This window comes from Sphingopyxis terrae subsp. terrae NBRC 15098, assembly GCF_001610975.1.
In the GTDB taxonomy this organism is placed as follows: domain Bacteria; phylum Pseudomonadota; class Alphaproteobacteria; order Sphingomonadales; family Sphingomonadaceae; genus Sphingopyxis; species Sphingopyxis terrae_A.
The window spans coordinates 503,150-521,099 of sequence record NZ_CP013342.1 but is presented as its reverse complement, the minus strand read 5'-3'; the positions used below and the strand labels follow the sequence as shown (position 1 = coordinate 521,099).

Below are 17,950 nucleotides of genomic sequence, written 5' to 3'. Positions count from 1 at the left end.
TCACTTTTGGCGTGATTCCCGAAAGCCCCGTTGCACGAGGTCATTCGGCCCACTAGTCAGGGCGCATGAGCGGGGACATCGAAGCATTCGGGGCGGCGATCACGGCAGGGCTTGCAGGCCGCGCGATCGAGCCGGGGCATGGCGAAGGCAGCGCGCACGCGGGCGCCCGCTGCCTCAATTGCGGGACGGTGTTGCGCGGGTCGCACTGCCACCGCTGCGGGCAGAAGGCCGATGTCCATCGCAGCTTCGGCGCGATCGGACATGATCTGGTTCACGCCATCTTTCATTTCGAGGGCAAGCTGTGGAACACGCTGCCGCTCCTGACATGGCGGCCTGGCGATCTGACGCGCCGCTACATTCACGGCGAGCGGGCGAGCTTCATTTCGCCGCTGGCGCTGTTCCTGTTTGCGGTGTTCCTGACGTATGCGGTGCTGGCGATGGTCGGCGCGGGCGGCGGTGTCGGGGAGGAACTGAACAAGGCCGCGGCCGAACAGACGCGATCGGCCGCGATCAAGGACAGCATGCAGGTCGAGGTCGACCGTATCGATACCGAACTTGCGAAAAAGGATCTCCCCGCGGCGCAGCGCCAGGAATTGCAGGACGAGCGCGCCACTCTTCAGAAAAGTGCCGACTATCTAGGCATTTCGCGGAGCCGCAGCAAGGATGAGCGCACGGCCGACCGCGCCGCGGGGCCGCCGGTTCTCGACAACCCCGTCGATCAGGTGAAGACCAGCGCCGATTTCGTCACGCGCAACAAGGTCGATACGGGGGTGCCCTTCATCGACCATGGTCTGCAAAAGGCGTTCGCGAACCCGGCGCTGATTCTCTACAAATTGCAGGCCAACGCCTATAAATTCGCCTGGGCGCTGATCCCGTTGTCGCTGCCCTTCATGTGGCTGCTCTATCCGTTCAGCCGGCGTTTCCACACCTATGACCATTTCGTCTTCGTCACCTATTCGATCAGCTTCATGCTGCTACTCTTCGTCGTGGTGCGGCTGCTCAATCTGACGTTGCTGGGCGATCTCGCGACCTTCTTCGCGATGCTCTATGTTCCGTTCCACATGTATCGCCAGCTTCGCGGCGCCTATCGCTCGTCGCGCGTCGGTGCGCTTGCACGGACGACCCTGCTGCTTTTCTTCAGCTTGTTCGCGGTCATCGCTTTCATGCTGCTGTTGCTCGCGCTCGGTATGAGCGGGTGAGCGCATAATTGTCATGAAAGCCGGGCACAGACCCGGCGAGACGGGAGGAAAATCGATGCACCAGCTTTGGGCCGAAATGGATCGCCGCCTGCTGATGAAGCTCGGCACGGCAGGGCTTGCCGCCATGGCCTTGCCTGGCGCGGCGCAGGCGATGGCGGCACAGGGCTTCACCCACGGGGTCGCGAGTGGCGAGCCCGGTCCGCGGTCGGTGCTGCTATGGACGCGCTATGCCGCTGCGGCCGACACCGCGCTGACGGCCGAGGTGTCGGACACGGCCGACTTCGTGCGCATCGTCGGTGGCGGCAGCGTCACCGCCGCCGGCGACGCGGATCACACCGCCAAGCTGCGCGTCGACGGTCTCGAGCCCGGCCGCTGGTATTTCTATCGCTTTGTCGCGCCCGACGGCACGATGTCGGTGACGGGGCGTACGCGCACCTTGCCGGAAGGGGCAGCGGGCGCCTTCACCCTGGCGCTGTTCTCCTGCGCGAATCTGCCCTTCGGCTGGTTCAACGCCTATGGCCATGCGGCCGCCCGTTCGGACATCGATCTGGTCGTTCACGTCGGCGATTATCTCTACGAATATAAGGTCGGCACCTATCCGTCGGCGAAAGAGGCGGTGCCCGGCCGCCTGATCCAGCCTTCGAACGAGCTGATCGCGCTCGCCGATTACCGGCTGCGCTATGCCGCCTATCGCAGCGACGCCGATTTGCAGCGCCTTCACCAGCTGTTCCCGATCGTCGCGCAGTGGGACGATCATGAATTTGCCAATGACACCTGGAAGGGCGGGGCCGAAAACCACCAACCCGACGAGGGCGACTGGAGCGCGCGCGAAGCCGCCGCCATGCGCGCCTATGACGAATGGATGCCGGTCGGCGGCGCGCGCTGGCGCAGCTATCAGGTCGGCGATCTGGCGACGATCTTCCTGCCCGAAACGCGCATCACCGCGCGCGACAAGCAGTTCGAGATCGGCGACATCCTTGCCGACAAGGGCGACGCGGCCGCCGCGCTCAAGCAATTTGCCGAAACCGGTTATCGCGACCCAGCGCGGCAGTTGCTGGGCAGTGAGCAGGAAAAATGGCTGTTCGACGGCTTCGCGGCATCGGCGAAATCTGGCACGCGTTGGCAGGTCTGCGCGCAGCAGATTGTCATGGGCAGCCTGTTCACGCCGCCCGAATCGAAAAACTGGTTCGGCGCCAACCTGCCCGACTATGTGCAGCGCCGGGTCGAGATCGGTCAGCTCGCCGCCAAGGCCGGGCTGCCGCTCAATATGGACAGTTGGGACGGCTATCCCGCCGCGCGCGACCGCCTGCTCGCCGCGGCGCAGCGCGCCGGCGCCAATCTCGTCACCCTGTCGGGCGACAGCCACAATGCCTGGGCCTTCGACCTGACGCATGGCGGCCGACCGGCGGGGATCGAGGTCGGCGGACACAGCGTCACCTCGCCGGGGTTCGAAAGCTACACGCCGGCCATCCCCGACGACATACGGGTCGCCGCCCTGCGCGCCACGTCGCCGCAGCTGCGCTGGGCGAACACGCGCGATCGCGGCTATGCGACGGTGGCGCTGACGCCCGAGCGTGTCACTGCCGACTGGCATTTCGTCAGCTCGGTGCGCAGCCACGACCGCGCGCTCGCCTCGTCGCACCGGATGACCGCGACGCGCGGCCGCAATGCCTATGACAAGGGCTGACGCGCCGGGCGAGGGAGCCTCCGGCAGATCGGGTCACTAAATTAGCGGCTAGCCAAGCGCGCTGCGTTCGTCCTATGTTCCGCAGATGACCTTGCCCCTGCTCCTAGCCGTCGTTGCCGCCCTTGTCGTCGGTGCCGTGATCGGCTGGCTGTTCGCTGGACGGCAGGCGGGCGGGCTCAAGGCCGAACGCGACGGGCTCGCCGAACGGTTCAGGGTCGCCGTCACCGATCTCGCCGCCGAAGCGGAGGCACGCAAGGCCGCCGATATCCAGCTCGCGTCGCTGCTCGCCGAACAAAAGGCGCGCGACGCGGCCCACGACGCGCAGATCGCGCAGCTCAAGGAGGCACAGGCGGCGCTCACCGCGCAATTCCGCGAGGTCGGACAGGCGATGCTGGGCGAGGCGCAGAAAAACTTCCTCGAACGTGCCGATCAGCGGTTCCGCCAGAGTGAGGAAAGCGCGGGGCAGAATCTGAAGGCGCTGCTCCAGCCGGTTCACGAACGGCTGGCCAAATATGAAGAGGCGGTCGGCAAGGTCGAGGCCGAACGTCGCGACGCCTTCGGGCTGCTGCACGGCCAGATCGCCGCCATGCGCGAAGGGACCGAGCGCGTGTCGAGCGAGGCGGCGAAGCTGGTCAACGCGCTGCGCAACGCGCCCAAGGCGCGCGGCCGCTGGGGCGAGCAACAGCTGCGCAATGTGCTCGAAAGCTGCGGCCTGTCCGAACATGCCGATTTCCAGACCGAAGTAAGCGTCGCCGATGGCGAAGGCGGGCGGCTGCGTCCCGACGTCGTGGTCAAGGTGCCGGGCGGGCAAAGCCTGGTCATCGACGCCAAAGTGTCGCTCAACGCCTATCAGGACGCGTTCGGCGCGGTCGACGAAGCCGAAAAGACCGCGCATCTCGCCGCACATGCCGCGGCGATGAAGGCGCACGTCAACACGCTGAGCGCCAAAGCCTATTGGAACCAGTTCGACGACACGCCCGACTATGTGGTGATGTTCGTTCCCGGCGAACATTTCCTCGCCGCCGCGCTCGATCATGACGCCGAGCTTTGGGATTATGCCTTCGACCGCAAGGTGCTGCTCGCCACGCCGACCAACCTGATCGCGATTGCGCGCACCGTCGCGGCGGTCTGGCGGCAGGAAAAGCTGGCGGGGCAGGCGCGCGAGATCGCCGCGCTCGGCAAGGAGCTTTATGCGCGCATGGCGACGATGGGCGGGCATATCGCCCGCGTCGGCAAGAATCTGGATCAGGCGACCGGCGCCTACAACGCCTTTGTGGGCAGCTTCGAAAGCCAGGTGCTGACGCAGGCGAAGCGTTTCGAGGCGCTCGACGTCGAGACGGGCGGCAAGGAAATTCCCGTGCTGCCCGTTGCCGAACAGGCGGCGCGGCCGCTGGCGAAGCTTGCGGCGGCACCGGCTGCGGTAAACGACGCGAGCGAATGACCTGTCGCCCCCGCGCGGGCGGAAGCGATATGGCGCGTCAGATTACGCGCTTCAGCACCGCCGTCTGGCCGCTTTCGCCGGTCAGCACCATCGTGCCGTCGGACGGGAAGCTCAGCCGCACCGGCGTTTTCATCAGGTCGAAGAAGGCGCGTTCCTGCGCCATGCCGGCGCCGGGGCAGGCCATCAGCGTCGCCGCAAGCTGTCCTGCGGTCAGCATGCCGTCCTTGACGGCATAGCTGCCCCCGAAGCGATTGCAGCCCGCGCTGCCGCTCATCCGTCCTCCCTCAAAGAACAGCTCGGTGGGGCGATCGGCGGCGACCGGCGTGCCACCAATCGACACGAAGGTCCAGCTGGTGCCGGTAAGGTCGGCGGGCGGCAAGATCGCGCCGCCGCAGCCATTCACCGTCTTGCCGTCGGCGGTGACGGTCACCGTGTCGCGATACCGGCGGTCGCTCATCCCGTCGCTGCACGCGCTGTGCGTCACATCGACGGTCAGCCGGCCGGTCACATAGCGCTCGCCGTTGAAACTCGGCCGCGCGCCGGGGTTGGCGACCGCGATGCGCGTCGCGCCATAATCGCCATTATAGGCAAGGCGCGCGGGCGTGATTTCCAGCGTCCAGCCCGGCTCGGTCCCTAGTGCCATATAGGCCTCGGCCGGCGGAGCGGGCGTCGCGGGTCCGGTGCCGGTGGCAGCGCAGCCGGCAAGCGTCGCTGCGGCGGCGAGGGCGGGGACAAGCAGCATCTTCATGACAAATCCTTTCGCGGCGGCGGTTACCTCGGGTCCAATGGCCGGCCGCTGAACAGGTTGCATGGCCGGCGTTCAGCTTCGCTGCTGGTTCAGCACTTCATAGGCCATGACCGCGGCCGCAACGGCCGCGTTCAGGCTGTCGGCCTTGCCCATCATCGGCATTTTTACGCGCACGTCGGCGGCTTCGGCATAGGCTTGCGGCAGGCCCTGCGATTCATTGCCGATCAGGATGAAGGTGGGGGCGGCATAACGCACCGCCTGATAATCCTTGGTGTCGTCGCCGAGCCAGGTTGCGACCAGTTCGCCGCGCCCGCTGCGCAGCCAGGGCAGAAACTCGTCCCATTCGGCCTGCACCAGCCGCTGGGTGAAGATCGCCCCCATGCTCGCGCGCACGGCTTCGACACCATAGGGATCGGTCGATTCGCCGAGCAGGATCAACCCGCCGGCGCCGACCGCGTCGCCGGTGCGCAGCATGGTGCCCAGATTGCCGGGATCGCGCAGCCGTTCGGCAACCAGCCAGATCGGCGCCGCGTCGCGGTCGAGGTCGGATAGCGCGGTCCGCGGCTCGGCATAGATGCCGACGATCGTCTGCGGATTGTCCTTGCCCGACAATTTGGAGAGGATTGCCGGCGTCGTGTCGATCACCTCTCCGCCGCTCGCCAGCGTCGCGTCGATCAGCGTCCGCGCGAGCGGATGCGCGGCGCCCTCGTCGGCCAGAAACAGCCAGCGCGGCAATATGCCCGCCTCGCGCGCTTCGGTCGCGATGCGCAGCCCTTCGGCCAGGAACAGCCCTTCGGCGCGGCGATGCCGCTTTTCGCGCAACAGCCGCATCCGCTTTACGAGCGGGTTCGACAGGCTTTCGATTCGGGAACGGCGGGCGTTTTGCTGGCCGGTCGGGGCCATCGGATCAATCCTCGCCGAAGCTGTCCTTGACCAGCCCGACGAGCTTGAGCATCGCGGCTTCGGCGCCGTCGCCGCTGGTGTGGATGGTGATGCTGTCGCCCTTCGCCGCGCCGAGCATCATCAATCCCATGATCGACGATCCCGAAACGCGCGACCCGCCCTTTTCGACCTCGACCGACACGGTTTCGGGCAGGCGGCTGACGAAGGTAACGAACTTGGCGCTGGCGCGGGCGTGCAGGCCGCGCTGGTTGGTGATTTCTACGGTTTCGCTGATCTGGTTCATGGCCCCACCCCCAACATTTCCGATGCGACGGAAATATATTTCTGGCCCGCTTCCTTGGCCGCGATCACCGCGGCACGCAGGTCCATCGTCTTGCGCGCGCTTTCCAGCCGGATGAGCATCGGCAGGTTGACGCCGGCAATGACTTCGGTTCGTCCGCTTTCCAGCAGGCTGATGGCAAGGTTCGACGGCGTGCCGCCGAACAGGTCGGTCAGCATGACGACCCCGCGCCCTTCGTCGACGCGCTGGATCGCCTCGGCAATTTCGCCGCGGCGCACTTCCATATTGTCATTGGGGCCGATGCACACAGTCGCCACCGCGCGCTGCGGTCCCACCACATGTTCCATCGCCGTCACCATTTCCTCGGCGAGGCGGCCGTGCGTGACGAGAACCATTCCGAGCAGCGGCAGGGCTTTATCGGTGGGCATGAAAAGCGAGACCCTTATGTTTGTCCGCCGGGTGCGGGAGATGCGGGCGGGGGCTTGCCCTCAAGCCCATCTTGCGGGGCCGAGTCAAGGTTGCGGTGGGTCACCGTGGGCTCATGGCCCGCGGCGCGTAGCGTTCGGGCAACCCGATCGGCGACATGGACCGAACGGTGGCGTCCGCCGGTGCAGCCGAAGGCGATGGTGACATAGCTTTTCCCTTCGGCGCGGTAGCGCGGCAGCAGGGTGAGGAGCAGGGTTTCGATCTGCGTCACCGTCGCTTCATAAGCGGGATCGGTGCGAATATAGGCGGCGACGTCGGGGTCGAGCCCGGTGTGCGGGCGCAGCGCCGCGTCCCAGTGCGGATTGCGCAGATAGCGCATGTCGAACACCAGATCGGCGTGGCGCGGCAACCCGCGCGCGAAGCCGAAGCTCAATATGTTGAGCACCGGTGCATCGTCGCCGCCGCCGCCGAAGCGCTGGCGCACCTCCTGCTGCAGATCGTTGCTCGTATAGTTGGTCGTGTCGATGACATGCTCGGCCCAGCGGCGGAGCGGCTCCATCATCTCGCGTTCGCGCGCGATGCCGTCCGCGGCGGGGCGGTCCTCCGCCATCGGGTGGCGGCGGCGCGTCTCCGAAAAGCGCCGTTCGAGTTCGGCGCCTGCGCAATCGAGAAACAGCGTCTGCATGTCGCGCCCGCCCGCTTCGCGCAGTTCCTTCATGCGTTTGACGAGCAGCGCCGGCTTGAAACCACGGCTGCGACTGTCGATGCCCACCGCGATCGGCCGGTTCGCCGCGCTGCGCTGCACCGGCGCGTCGATCAGTGCGTCGAGCAGCGCGAGCGGCAGATTGTCGACAACCTCCCACCCCAGATCTTCCAGCACCTTGAGCACGGTCGACTTGCCGGCGCCCGAAAGGCCGGTGACGAGCAGCAGACGCGGCGCGGCGGGATCGCTCATGCAGCCGGCGCCAGTCGTTCGAGCGCGAGCAATATCTTGATCGGGGCCGATACTTCGAAGGCCGAAAGCAGCAGCGCGGGCAGGGGATGGCCGACGACCATTTCGACCTGATTCACCGCGGGCATGCGATCATAATGGTCTGTAAGCCGGACCGCGAGAGCCAGCGGCACCGGAGCGGTCCACGGTCGCTCGATGATGCCGATGCCGCGCACTTCCAGCTTTCCAGCCAGATTTTCGGGCGGGCGGCACCACAGGCGTCCGCGCTCGTACCAGATGTCGCAGCGGTCGTCGGCGACAAGCCGCGCGCCCCGGTCGAGCAGGCGGAGTGCAAGGTCCGACTTGCCTTGGCCCGAATTGCCGAGAATCAGGACGCCGCCATTGCCTGCTGCCACGCAGCTCGCATGGATATTGTGGATCTCGGCCCTGGTCCTGCTCGGGAACATGGGTGCAGGCTTACCGGCGACGAAGCGGGGCTGCAAGGCGATAGGCGCCCGCGGCAAATTCAGCCCGTGGGATCGGAGCCTTCGCGCGCGGGCAGGGTGATCAGCAGGCTGGCGCCGGGCCGGCCGTCGTCGCGGTCGCGCGCCGAGATGGTGCCGCCATGCCCCTCGATGATCGTTCGCGCGATGGCGAGGCCCAGCCCGCTATGCTTGCCGAACGCTTCCCCCGACGGCCGTTCGCTGTGGAAACGGCGGAAAATTGCTTCACGCTGCGACGGTTCGATCCCCGGCCCGTCGTCATCGACCCGCACATGGACCTCGTCGCCCAGGCGGGTGGCGGCGATACAGACGAGGCCGCCAGCGGGCGAGAAGCTGATCGCATTGTCGATGACATTGTCGATCGCCCGCTCGATCCGATGGCCGTCGCCCATCACCGCAGTCGTCCCCTTGCGCGGCCGCGCAAAGGCGATGCGAGGTCGATCTTCGCTTTGGCTGTTGCGGGCGCAGCGCGCGGCGAGCATCGATTCGATCATCAGCCCGACATCGACGGGTTCAAAAGACGCGCGCGACAATTGCGCGTCGATCCGGCTTGCGTCGCTGATGTCGGTGACGAGGCGGTCGAGCCGGCGGACATCCTCGTCCGCGATGGCGAGCAACTGAGTGCGCTGCGCGTCGGACGTGACGCGCCCCAGCCCTTCGATCGCTGATCGCACCGATGCGATGGGATTTTTGAGCTCGTGCGTCACATCGGCGGCGAAATGTTCCCCCGCGTCGATGCGCTCGCGCAGCGCCTGCGTCATGTCGCTCAGCGCGCGCGCCAGCGTGCCGATCTCGTCGCGGCGGCTCGGAAGGCGGGGGACGACCACCTCGCGCGCGCGGCCCAGCCGGACGCGAACGGCCGCGCGTGCCAGCCGGCGCAGCGGGCGGACGATCGTGCGCGCCAGAAACAGCGACAGTAGGACCGATGCGATCACGACCATCGCGATGACGATCGCGAGGCGGAAGCGCTCGGCTCGCACCGTGCGTGTGATGTCGCGCGCGTTGAGCGTCATCAGCATCACCTCGGGCGTCTCCAGATCGACGACGCGGGTGGCACTGAGCAGCGGGGTGCGTTCGGGGGCATAGCGGAATCGCGCCTGCGCTTCGCCGCTGCGCAATGTCGCTTCGGCCTCGGGCCAGGCAGCGAGCGTGTCGTGCGCCGGTTCGGTATATTCGGGGTAGCTCGGCGCGCCGACGATCCAGTCGATGCCGCGGTCCATCGCGCGCGCCGCATCGCGCTGCCACGCCTGCAAATCGGGATCGCGCAGCGTATAGGTCGGCGGCCCATGATCGAAACTGTCGGACAGCTTGCGGCCATCGGCAGCATAGAAGCGCAGCCGCGATTCGGTTGTGCGCGTAAATTCGCCGATCAGCCGCGCACGCTGGTCGGGGCGCGCCGCCTCGAGCGCGCTGTCGAGCAGGCCGAGCTGGTCCTGCATTTCGGAAATGCGCGTATCGACGAGACGGGTGCGATAGGTATCGAGATAGAAGAATCCGCCCGCCAGCAGCGCGATCGCTAGGATGTTGACGGCCAGGATGCGCGTCGTGAGCGACCAGCGCGCCGACCAGACGAGCGGCGCTTCTTCCTGTTCGGCAATCGACGCGTCAGCCATCATCGGAGAAGCGATACCCCGCGCCATAGAGCGTCTCGATCGCGTCGAAGTCCGAATCGACCTCGCGGAACTTGCGGCGCAGGCGCTTGATGTGGCTGTCGATGGTGCGATCGTCGATATAGACATCATCCTGATAGGCCGCGTCGAGAAGCTGGTTGCGGCTGCGCACGATGCCCGGGCGGCTGGCGAGCGTCTCCAGAATCAGGAATTCGGTGACGGTCAGCGTCACATCCTTGCCGCCCCAGCTCACCTTGTGCCGGGCCGGGTCCATCGCGAGCCGGCCCCGCACGATCGGTTCGGCCGCAGGCTCGTCGTCCGCCGCCGCCGCATTGCGGTTGAGGTCGACGCGGCGCAGGATCGCGCGGATGCGGGCGATCAGCAGCCGCTGCGAAAAGGGTTTGGAGATATAGTCGTCGGCACCCATCGCGAGCCCCAGCGCCTCGTCGATCTCGTCGTCCTTGCTGGTCAGGAAGATCACCGGAAGCTGGCTTTTCTCGCGCAGGCGGCGCAGGAGCTCGAGCCCGTCCATGCGCGGCATCTTGACGTCGAAGACGGCCAGATCGGGCGGATTGTCGATGAGCGGCTTCAGCGCGGCTTCGCCGTCCGAATAGACGCGCGTGACGAAGCCTTCGGCCTGAAGCGCGATCGACAAGGATTGCAGGATGTTGCGGTCGTCGTCGACCAGCGCGATGGTTGCCGTCATGCTCTTTCCATTGGGCGGACCCGGCGCCGGACTAGCCGATCTGCCGGCCAGCGACAACTGCGCACGTCCCGCCCACGATTCACCTTTTAATCTTTTGACCTCGGCCTCGGCTATCGCTAACGCGGCCGGGATTTCGGAATCGGCGTGACGTCGGCACCCCATGTTCATGCGGGCCCATCGCTTTCGCATGGCATGTCCTGCATACCTATGCAAAGGTGCGCGCGGCGCAGAGGAAAGGCGAAGCAAATGACCAAGGTTGTGATCGGCACCGACACCGTCGAAACCAAAGCGAATGTGGCCGAAAACTGGGGCACCGCGCAGCTCGTCGAGGATGCCGTACGCAATGGCGAGGGCCTGCTCGCCAAGGACGGCCCGCTCGTCGTCGCAACCGGCAAGCACACCGGGCGCAGCGCCAAGGACAAGTTCATCGTCCAGGACGCCGAAACGGCAGACACCATTTGGTGGGGCAAGACCAATGTGCCGATGACGCCCGATCATTTCGCTGCCCTCAAGGCCGATTTCTTTGCCCATCTCGCGTCGCGCGACCGCGTCTATCGCCAGCAGCTGTTCGGCGGCTCGCAGCCCGAATATCGCGTCGGGGTGCAGGTCATCACCGAATTCGCCTGGCACAGCCAGTTTATCCGCACGCTGCTCTGCCGTCCGACGGCCGAGGAGTTGGCGTCCTTCGCGACCGAATACACTATCATCGACCTGCCGAGCTTCCGCGCCGATCCGGCGAAGCATGGTTCGCGCACTGAAACGGTGATCGCGGTCAATTTCTCCGAAAAGCTGATCCTGATCGGCGGCACGCAATATGCCGGCGAGATGAAGAAGTCGGTGTTCGGCATCCTCAACTATCTCCTCCCGGTGCAGGGTGTGATGCCGATGCATTGCTCGGCGAACATCGGCGCCGACGGCGATACGGCGGTTTTCTTCGGCCTGTCGGGCACCGGCAAGACGACGCTGTCGGCCGACGCCTCGCGCACGCTGATCGGCGACGATGAACATGGCTGGTCGGACACCGCGGTCTTCAACTTCGAAGGCGGCTGCTACGCCAAGATGATCCGCCTGTCGGCGGAGGCCGAACCCGAAATCTACGCGACGACGAAGCGTTTCGGCACGGTGCTCGAAAATGTGGTGATCGACCCCGCGACGCGCGAACTCGACCTCGACGACAACAGCCTCGCCGAAAACAGCCGCGGCTCCTATCCGATCGACTTCATCCCGAATGCGTCGGAAAAGAATATGGGCCCGGTGCCCAAGAATATCATCATGCTCACCGCAGATGCCTATGGCGTGCTGCCGCCGATCGCGAAGCTTACCCCCGATCAGGCGATGTATCACTTCCTGTCGGGCTATACCGCGCGCGTTGCGGGCACCGAAATCGGCGTGACCGAGCCCGAGGCGACCTTCTCGACCTGCTTCGGCGCGCCCTTCATGCCGCGTCATCCGTCGGTCTACGGCAATCTCCTCAAGGAGCGCATCGCCAAGGGCGGCGTCGAATGCTGGCTCGTCAACACCGGCTGGACCGGCGGCATGGCGACGATGGACGGGATCAGCCGCATGCCGATTAAGGCGACCCGCGCACTGCTCAACGCGGCGCTCGACGGCAGCCTGAACAATGCGGAATTCCGCAAGGATCCGAATTTCGGCTTCATGGTTCCGGTTGCGGTGCCCGGCGTCGATTCGGGCCTGCTCGATCCGCGCGAAGCCTGGGCCGACAAGGCGGCTTATGACCGCACGGCGCAAACGCTGGTGCAGCAATTCATCGACAATTTCGCGCAATTTGCGGACCATGTCGACGAGGGCGTCCGTAACGCCGCACCGCAGGCCGCCGTCGCGGCCTGATTGACCCGGAAACTTCCGGGTGCTCATTCACCCGGAAGGACTGGACCCATGGCCACCGACTTTACCCCGCGCCTGTTCGAGCGCGATGCCGATATTCGCGCGATCGGTGCAGGCCTGCTCGCCTGCACCCTGCCGCGCGAGGCGTGGACGCACGAGGCGCATCTGGCGGCGTGCCTCTGGTTGCTGAGCGAGCGCCCCGACATCGACGTCGATGCCGAAATTGCGCCGATCATCCGCCGCTTCAACGAAAGCGTGGGCGGCGTGAACGACGACACGCAGGGCTATCACGACAGCATCACCCGCGCCTATGTCGCGGGGGTGCGGCTGTTCCTCGCTGAAACGGCGGAGACGGGCCTGACCAGCCGCGTCAATGCGTTGCTGCGATCGCCGATGGGCGCGCGCGACTGGCCGCTGCGCTTCTACAGCCGCGACCTGCTCTTTTCGGTGCCGGCGCGGCGCGGGTTCGTCCCGCCGGACCTCGCGCCGCTGCCTGCGCCGTGATAGCGTCGGTTCCGACTCGAAGCGAAGGAGCGCAGCCATGAGCATCTTGGACAATATTCTCGGACAGATTTCCGGAAACGACACGGTGGCCAACCTTGCCGCCAAGGTCGGTCTGTCGCCCGAGCATGTCGAATCGGCGATTGCCGCGCTCGCCAAGCATCACCCGATGCAGGGTGACACCGCCGAAGGCGCTGCCGCGACCACCGGCCTGCCGCTCGACAAGTTGCAGGAGATCATCGGCCAGATTGGCGGAGAAGGCTCGCTCGGTCGCTTTGCGCAGATGGTCCAGCAGGACGGCGGCGCCGGCATTCTCGGTGCGCTCGACCGCGATCGCGACGGCAACCCGCTCAACGACCTGGGCGGCATCGCAGGCTCGCTGTTCGGGAAGAAATAGGCGAACCCGTCAGGTCCGCCTACCGTCGGCGATAGCGTCAGCGAAGGATCGCCTTGCCTTTTTCCGGGCACTATCCCTTCGTTTCCGCGATATATTCGTCGACATTTTTCGCGAGAACGTCGAGCGGCACATTACCGCCGAGCACGACGGTGTCGTCGAAATCGCGCAGGTCATACTTCGCACCGAGCGCGGTCTGTGCGCGGCCGCGCTGGCGGACGATTTCGCTGTGGCCGACTTTGTAGCCGCAGGCCTGCCCGACCCAGCTGCAATAGCGATCGACTTCGCTCGCGACCTCCAGCGGGTTCGATCCATTGCGTTCGACGAAGAAGCGCACGCCCTCCTCGCGCGTCCAGCGCTTCGCGTGGATCCCCGTATCGACGACGAGGCGGCAGGCGCGAAAGGCGATCGACTGAAGATAGCCGAGCCGTCCGACCTCGAAATCGTCGTAAAGCCCCAGCTCGTCGGCAAGCTGCTCGGCATAGAGCGCCCAGCCCTCGGAATAGGCGTTGAAGGCGAGCATCGAGCGGATCAGCGGCATCTTGTTGGCATATTCGCCCTGCCAGGCATGGCCCGGGATCGCCTCGTGCATCGCGAGGTCGGGGAGCGAATATTTGCTGTGCAGATCGGTCGTGCGCAGGTTGATCCAGAAGCGGCCGGGGATCGATCCGTCGATCGATCCGGCACCGCCATAGGCCGCGGGCGCGCCAGGTTCTTCGGCGAGCGGCAGGCGCTTCACCTCGACATTGCCCTTCATCATCGTGCGGAAGGCGCGCGGCAGCTGGGCGCGAATCTTGTTCAGCCAGCTCTGGATATAGGCGACGATCTCGGCCCGGCCCTGGTCATTGTCGGGGAATTTGAAGCGCGGGTCTTTCGCCAGAGCGTTCATCCGGTCGCCGACGGACCCTTGCGTATAACCGAGCTTCTGAAGGATCGGGTCCATCCGCCCGTGCAGCTCTTCGAGCTGCTCCAGACCCATTTTGTGAACCTCATCGGGGGTCATCCGCGTCGTGGTCGATGCGCGCAGCGCCCAGGCATAGAATTCGTCGCCGTGCGGACGCGCCCACATGCCCGCGTCCATCGTCGCCTTTGGCTGCTGCGCCTTGAGTTCGGCAAGCTGGCGTTCGAGCGCCGGTACCACCGTCTCGCGCGTGATCGTCTCGGCGCGCGGACCCCAGTTCCCCGCAATATTCTGTTCGCGCGTCCGGGACGCGAGGCTCTCGACCAGCCCGCCGCCTTCGCGGGCGTCGGCAAGGCTCGCCTCCAACTGCTTGACCGCCTTGTCGATCAGAAAGGCCGGGGCGATGAGGCCTTGGGCGGCGGCAGCCTTGAGCCGTTCGGTTTCGCCGTCGAGCGCGGCGGGATAGGCGGCGAGGCGGGCAAGATAGGCCTCGGCGTCGGCGCTGGCCTTGACCGGATGGTCGCTGTCGAGAAATTTCGGCACGTCGAGATAGGCGCCGACATTCTGGATGACGACATAGGGCGTGTTGCGCCAACCGCCCACCGCGACATCGCCATAGGGCTGCGCGAAGCCGGCGAGCGCGACGTCATAGGCGCTGTCGACGACCGCAAGGCTGGTCCGTGTCGCATGGTCGAGCCCTGCCGTGTCGAAGGCGCGAACGCGCGCCAGATCGGCCTTCAGCGTCGCCGCCAGAGCCTGCTGCCCCGCCGCCGATCGATCGCCGAGCTGCGCCCGCATCGCGGCGCGCGCGCCGGTATCGATGCCGAGCGAGGTAGCACCTTCGGGCGAATGGGCGAGGAGATTGTCGGCGATCGAGGTCAGCAGTGCGTCGGCGCCCGCCGCGCCATCGCCGCTGACCGCGGACGCGAAGGCGCGGGCCGGAGCAGCCAAGGCCAGCCCCGCGGCCCCGGCGCCTAGGGTAGCAATCGTCTGACGGCGGCTGACGGGCGTGGCAAAGGCTTCGGGCATTCGGCGGCTCCCCTGGATATTCTCGTTTCTGAAGAAATCATTTGGAGCCGCTGCGGCCCCGGGTCAATCGAAAGGGGCCGGAAACGCACCCCGTGCGCCCGGCCCCGGTCGAAAATTATCGGCGCTTTGTCAGTCGGTCAGGTCGGCTGGAACCTTGCCGCCGTTCGCCGCAAGTTCGCGCATCACGGCCTTGTGCAACCAGATATTCATTTCGGCGCTGCCGTTGAGTTCGCCGGTATAGCCCAGTTCCTGCGCCAGCTCCTTGCGATTGGCGAGGCTCGAATCGATGTCGAGCAGCTTCATCAGGTCGACGATCGAAGTGCGCCAGCTGAGCGGCTGTGCCACTTTGGCGGCTTCGGTGGCGAGGATCGCCTCGACATCGACTTCGCTGATCGGGGCAGTGGGCGCCGCGGCCGCGGCCGGGCCAGCGGGTACCTCGGCGGGGGCTGCCGGTGTCGCTGGAGCGGGGGTAGCGACTTCGGCCTTCTTTCCGAAGATCGCGTCTTTTATCTTGCTGAAAATGCTCATGTTCATGCTCCCACTTTGGCCCGGTGCTTCGCTCGAAGCGCGCCAGACTCATTTATGCGGCGGGTGGATGACAGGAGAATGAACCGCTCCCCCTCGGTGCCCGCGCTGCTATACCAACCCCCATCGGCTGAGTTCGATCCCGCGCCGCGGTGGGAGAATTTGCATGAATCTCACCGACATTCTGCAGCCGGTCGGCGGCATCAAATGGCGATGGTACGCGTGCTGGGGCTAGCGCCGGAACGCCGGGGTCAGAGCCCGAACGGCCCTGACACGACGTGCCTGTCGCCTCAGCTATAGGGCGGTGCGTCCTCGAACTCCCCGAACGCTGGATAGTCATTGGAGACGCTGGCGGTGAAGTTGGGCGCGCGCTTTTCGAGGAAGCTGGTCACGCCTTCCGCTGCATCGGGGCTGCGGCCGCGGGCGAAGATCACGCGGCTGTCCCAGCGGTGGGCGCTCATCGGGTGCGGGGCGCCGAGCATCCGCCACATCATGTGCCGCGTCAGCGCGACCGATACCGGAGCGCTGTCGCCGGTCAGCTCGCGCGCCTTGGCGATCGCAGCGTCGACCAGCTCGCCTTGCGTATGGACCGACTGGACCAGCCCCTTTTCATGCGCTTCGGCGGCGGGGATCAGCCGGCCCGAATAGCACCAGTCGAGCGCGGTCTGGATGCCGACGAGGCGCGGCAGGAACCAGCTCGATGCCGCTTCGGGGACGATGCCGCGGCGCGCGAAGACGAAGCCGTAGCGGGCATTGTCGCTCGCCAGCCGGGCATCCATCGACAGCGTCATCGTCGCGCCGATGCCGACTGCGGCGCCATTGATGGCGCCGAGGACGGGCTTTTTCGCTTCGAATATGCGCATCGACACGCGGCCGCCGCCATCTCGGATCAGCGGGTGCGACCAGTTGATCGTGCCGTCTTCGCCGATCGGGCTGGCCGGGGTGCCGTCGGGCAGCAGCGCCTGCTTGTCGGCGCGCTTGTCATAATCGAAGGTCGCGGCGCCCGCGCCCAGATCGGCGCCTGCGCAATAGGCCTTTTCGCCGTGACCGGTGAAGATCACCGCGCGGACGCCATCATCGGCATCGCATTCGTCGAGCGCGGTAATGATTTCCTGCATCATCTCGCCGGTGAAGGCGTTCATGCGGTCGGGGCGATAGAGGGTCAGCAGCGCGATACCCTCATGCTTGTCGAGACGAATCTGTTCGAAACCCATGGCTCTCTCCCTTGCTTCGCCCCAGCGTCGCAAGCGCGGCGTGCGAGTGCAAGCATAAGTTTACGTGGACGTAAGCGTAAAGATGCGGTTTTAGGCTTGGCCGGCCCGCGACACGGACGGGTGACGCGCCGTCACTTTGCCGCTATAGGGCCGCCATCGCCCCGGCGCCGCGGCTCTGTCTGAGTCGCTTTCGCCGGGGTCATTCTTTTGGTTCCGGCAGAAAGTGTTTGCGCCATGGCCCGTCGCCGCCAGATCTACGAAGGCAAAGCGAAAATCCTTTACGAAGGCCCCGAACCGGGCACGCTGATCCAGTATTTCAAGGATGATGCGACCGCGTTCAACGCGCAAAAGCGCGGCACGATCAACGGCAAGGGCGTGCTCAACAACCGGATTTCGGAGCATGTCTTCACGCTGCTCGGCAATATCGGCGTGCCGACGCACTTCATCCGCCGCCTCAACATGCGCGAACAGCTGATCCGTCAAGTCGAGATCGTCCCGATCGAGGTGATCGTGCGCAATGTCGCGGCGGGCACGCTGTCGAAGCGCCTCGGGCTGGAGGAAGGAACACCGCTGCCGCGCACGCTGATCGAATATTGCTACAAGGACGATGCGCTTGGCGATCCGCTGGTCGCCGAAGAACATATCGCCTGCTTCAACTGGTGCAGCCAGGACGAACTGCACGACATTCAGGACATGGCGATCCGCATCAATGATTTCATGAGCGGCATGTTCGCGGCGGTCGGCATCCGCCTCGTCGACTTCAAGCTCGAATTCGGACGGCTCTACGACGGCGATTACAGCCGCATCATCCTGGCCGACGAAATCAGCCCCGACGGCTGCCGCCTGTGGGACATGAACACCAATGAAAAGCTCGACAAGGATCGCTTCCGCCGCGACCTCGGCGGCGAAGTCGAAGCCTATCAGGAAGTTGCGCGGCGCCTTGGCCTGATGCCCGAAGGCGGCGACAATGCGGTGCTCGACCTCGAAACGCACCGCAAGAAGAAGGGCAGCTAAGGCCGCCCCGACTCCGCGCGCGCCTGAGCGTTTACAGCGGCACCATAGCGAAAAGCCGAGGGCGACGCGGCAATCCAGAGCGCGCGTAAACCG

At 65.9% G+C, this 17,950-nt stretch carries 18 protein-coding genes; 7 read left to right on the top strand and 11 right to left on the bottom strand.

Annotated features, from left to right (window positions below):
* Window positions 1-65: 65 nt before the first annotated feature.
* The 3 genes from AOA14_RS02480 to AOA14_RS02470 all read left to right on the top strand — a co-directional run bounded on the left by AOA14_RS02480 (window position 66) and on the right by AOA14_RS02470 (window position 4,327).
* Window positions 66-1,199: a DUF3667 domain-containing protein gene (locus tag AOA14_RS02480; protein ID WP_062900638.1), complete on the top strand. Its 1,134-nt coding sequence runs from the start codon at window positions 66-68 to the stop codon at window positions 1,197-1,199.
* A gap of 55 nt (window positions 1,200-1,254) precedes the next feature.
* A complete protein-coding gene (locus AOA14_RS02475) occupies window positions 1,255-2,886 on the top strand; it encodes an alkaline phosphatase D family protein (protein WP_062900637.1) in 1,632 nt (543 codons plus the stop codon).
* A gap of 85 nt (window positions 2,887-2,971) precedes the next feature.
* Window positions 2,972-4,327 (top strand): DNA recombination protein RmuC, encoded by a 1,356-nt coding sequence (locus AOA14_RS02470; RefSeq protein ID WP_062900636.1) that lies wholly within the window; start codon window positions 2,972-2,974, stop codon window positions 4,325-4,327.
* A gap of 37 nt (window positions 4,328-4,364) precedes the next feature.
* Here the strand turns inward: AOA14_RS02470 and AOA14_RS02465 are convergent, their stop codons facing one another.
* From AOA14_RS02465 to AOA14_RS02430, 8 genes are all read right to left on the bottom strand, one after another.
* Entirely contained in the window at window positions 4,365-5,075 is a 711-nt protein-coding gene (locus AOA14_RS02465; RefSeq protein WP_062900635.1) for an META domain-containing protein, read from the bottom strand.
* A 72-nt stretch (window positions 5,076-5,147) separates the two neighbouring features.
* Window positions 5,148-5,978 carry a TrmH family RNA methyltransferase gene (locus AOA14_RS02460; protein WP_062900634.1) on the bottom strand — a complete coding sequence of 277 codons (831 nt, stop codon included), beginning with the start codon at window positions 5,976-5,978 and terminating at the stop codon, window positions 5,148-5,150.
* A gap of 4 nt (window positions 5,979-5,982) precedes the next feature.
* The gene (locus AOA14_RS02455; protein ID WP_003040349.1) at window positions 5,983-6,261 is read right to left on the bottom strand and encodes an HPr family phosphocarrier protein; all 279 of its coding nucleotides are present in this window, start codon (window positions 6,259-6,261) and stop codon (window positions 5,983-5,985) included.
* A complete protein-coding gene (locus AOA14_RS02450; protein WP_062902970.1) occupies window positions 6,258-6,662 on the bottom strand; it encodes a PTS sugar transporter subunit IIA in 405 nt (134 codons plus the stop codon). Before AOA14_RS02450 ends, AOA14_RS02455 begins: the two co-directional genes overlap by 4 nt.
* A 38-nt stretch (window positions 6,663-6,700) precedes the next feature.
* Window positions 6,701-7,639, bottom strand: coding sequence for an RNase adapter RapZ (gene rapZ, locus AOA14_RS02445; RefSeq protein ID WP_062900633.1), 939 nt, complete (start codon window positions 7,637-7,639; stop codon window positions 6,701-6,703).
* Complete coding sequence (locus AOA14_RS02440; RefSeq protein WP_003040343.1) at window positions 7,636-8,082, bottom strand: HPr kinase/phosphorylase; 447 nt, start codon at window positions 8,080-8,082, stop codon at window positions 7,636-7,638. The genes rapZ and AOA14_RS02440 overlap by 4 nt, the downstream gene beginning before the upstream one ends.
* Before the next feature lie 59 nt (window positions 8,083-8,141).
* Window positions 8,142-9,734 carry a sensor histidine kinase gene (locus AOA14_RS02435; RefSeq protein WP_409372276.1) on the bottom strand — a complete coding sequence of 531 codons (1,593 nt, stop codon included), beginning with the start codon at window positions 9,732-9,734 and terminating at the stop codon, window positions 8,142-8,144.
* Window positions 9,724-10,434 carry a response regulator transcription factor gene (locus AOA14_RS02430; protein WP_062900631.1) on the bottom strand — a complete coding sequence of 237 codons (711 nt, stop codon included), beginning with the start codon at window positions 10,432-10,434 and terminating at the stop codon, window positions 9,724-9,726. The genes AOA14_RS02435 and AOA14_RS02430 overlap by 11 nt, the downstream gene beginning before the upstream one ends.
* A gap of 246 nt (window positions 10,435-10,680) precedes the next feature.
* Here AOA14_RS02430 and AOA14_RS02425 point away from each other — a divergent pair, with 246 nt between their 5' ends.
* The 3 genes from AOA14_RS02425 to AOA14_RS02415 are packed head-to-tail and all read left to right on the top strand — an operon-like array spanning window position 10,681 to window position 13,177.
* Window positions 10,681-12,282 carry a phosphoenolpyruvate carboxykinase gene (locus AOA14_RS02425; RefSeq protein WP_062900630.1) on the top strand — a complete coding sequence of 534 codons (1,602 nt, stop codon included), beginning with the start codon at window positions 10,681-10,683 and terminating at the stop codon, window positions 12,280-12,282.
* A 48-nt stretch (window positions 12,283-12,330) separates the two neighbouring features.
* Window positions 12,331-12,783 carry a hypothetical protein gene (locus tag AOA14_RS02420; protein ID WP_062900629.1) on the top strand — a complete coding sequence of 151 codons (453 nt, stop codon included), beginning with the start codon at window positions 12,331-12,333 and terminating at the stop codon, window positions 12,781-12,783.
* Window positions 12,784-12,820: 37 nt separating this feature from the next.
* On the top strand, window positions 12,821-13,177 hold the full coding sequence (locus AOA14_RS02415; protein WP_062900628.1) for a hypothetical protein: 357 nt from the start codon (window positions 12,821-12,823) through the stop codon (window positions 13,175-13,177).
* Window positions 13,178-13,247: 70 nt separating this feature from the next.
* On the opposite strand, the gene AOA14_RS02410 is transcribed toward AOA14_RS02415, so the two are convergent.
* The 3 genes from AOA14_RS02410 to AOA14_RS02400 form a co-directional block, all read right to left on the bottom strand.
* Window positions 13,248-15,104: a DUF885 domain-containing protein gene (locus tag AOA14_RS02410; RefSeq protein WP_062900627.1), complete on the bottom strand. Its 1,857-nt coding sequence runs from the start codon at window positions 15,102-15,104 to the stop codon at window positions 13,248-13,250.
* A 129-nt stretch (window positions 15,105-15,233) separates the two neighbouring features.
* Window positions 15,234-15,632 carry a DUF3597 domain-containing protein gene (locus AOA14_RS02405; RefSeq protein WP_062902969.1) on the bottom strand — a complete coding sequence of 133 codons (399 nt, stop codon included), beginning with the start codon at window positions 15,630-15,632 and terminating at the stop codon, window positions 15,234-15,236.
* 287 nt (window positions 15,633-15,919) lie between these two features.
* A complete protein-coding gene (locus AOA14_RS02400) occupies window positions 15,920-16,843 on the bottom strand; it encodes a crotonase/enoyl-CoA hydratase family protein (RefSeq protein WP_062900626.1) in 924 nt (307 codons plus the stop codon).
* 234 nt (window positions 16,844-17,077) lie between these two features.
* Between AOA14_RS02400 and purC the strand changes: the two genes are divergently transcribed.
* Window positions 17,078-17,857 (top strand): phosphoribosylaminoimidazolesuccinocarboxamide synthase, encoded by a 780-nt coding sequence (purC, locus tag AOA14_RS02395; protein ID WP_003040316.1) that lies wholly within the window; start codon window positions 17,078-17,080, stop codon window positions 17,855-17,857.
* Window positions 17,858-17,950: the final 93 nt, after the last annotated feature.

Coding starts and splice junctions, on each gene's coding strand:
- AOA14_RS02480 (WP_062900638.1), top strand. CDS start 66: ATGAGCGGGGACATCGAAGCATTCGGGGCGGCGATCACGGCAGGGCTT.
- AOA14_RS02475 (WP_062900637.1), top strand. CDS start 1,255: ATGCACCAGCTTTGGGCCGAAATGGATCGCCGCCTGCTGATGAAGCTC.
- AOA14_RS02470 (WP_062900636.1), top strand. CDS start 2,972: ATGACCTTGCCCCTGCTCCTAGCCGTCGTTGCCGCCCTTGTCGTCGGT.
- AOA14_RS02465 (WP_062900635.1), bottom strand. CDS start 5,075: ATGAAGATGCTGCTTGTCCCCGCCCTCGCCGCCGCAGCGACGCTTGCC.
- AOA14_RS02460 (WP_062900634.1), bottom strand. CDS start 5,978: ATGGCCCCGACCGGCCAGCAAAACGCCCGCCGTTCCCGAATCGAAAGC.
- AOA14_RS02455 (WP_003040349.1), bottom strand. CDS start 6,261: ATGAACCAGATCAGCGAAACCGTAGAAATCACCAACCAGCGCGGCCTG.
- rapZ (WP_062900633.1), bottom strand. CDS start 7,639: ATGAGCGATCCCGCCGCGCCGCGTCTGCTGCTCGTCACCGGCCTTTCG.
- AOA14_RS02440 (WP_003040343.1), bottom strand. CDS start 8,082: ATGTTCCCGAGCAGGACCAGGGCCGAGATCCACAATATCCATGCGAGC.
- AOA14_RS02435 (WP_409372276.1), bottom strand. CDS start 9,734: ATGATGGCTGACGCGTCGATTGCCGAACAGGAAGAAGCGCCGCTCGTC.
- AOA14_RS02430 (WP_062900631.1), bottom strand. CDS start 10,434: ATGACGGCAACCATCGCGCTGGTCGACGACGACCGCAACATCCTGCAA.
- AOA14_RS02425 (WP_062900630.1), top strand. CDS start 10,681: ATGACCAAGGTTGTGATCGGCACCGACACCGTCGAAACCAAAGCGAAT.
- AOA14_RS02420 (WP_062900629.1), top strand. CDS start 12,331: ATGGCCACCGACTTTACCCCGCGCCTGTTCGAGCGCGATGCCGATATT.
- AOA14_RS02415 (WP_062900628.1), top strand. CDS start 12,821: ATGAGCATCTTGGACAATATTCTCGGACAGATTTCCGGAAACGACACG.
- AOA14_RS02410 (WP_062900627.1), bottom strand. CDS start 15,104: ATGCCCGAAGCCTTTGCCACGCCCGTCAGCCGCCGTCAGACGATTGCT.
- AOA14_RS02405 (WP_062902969.1), bottom strand. CDS start 15,632: ATGAGCATTTTCAGCAAGATAAAAGACGCGATCTTCGGAAAGAAGGCC.
- AOA14_RS02400 (WP_062900626.1), bottom strand. CDS start 16,843: ATGGGTTTCGAACAGATTCGTCTCGACAAGCATGAGGGTATCGCGCTG.
- purC (WP_003040316.1), top strand. CDS start 17,078: ATGGCCCGTCGCCGCCAGATCTACGAAGGCAAAGCGAAAATCCTTTAC.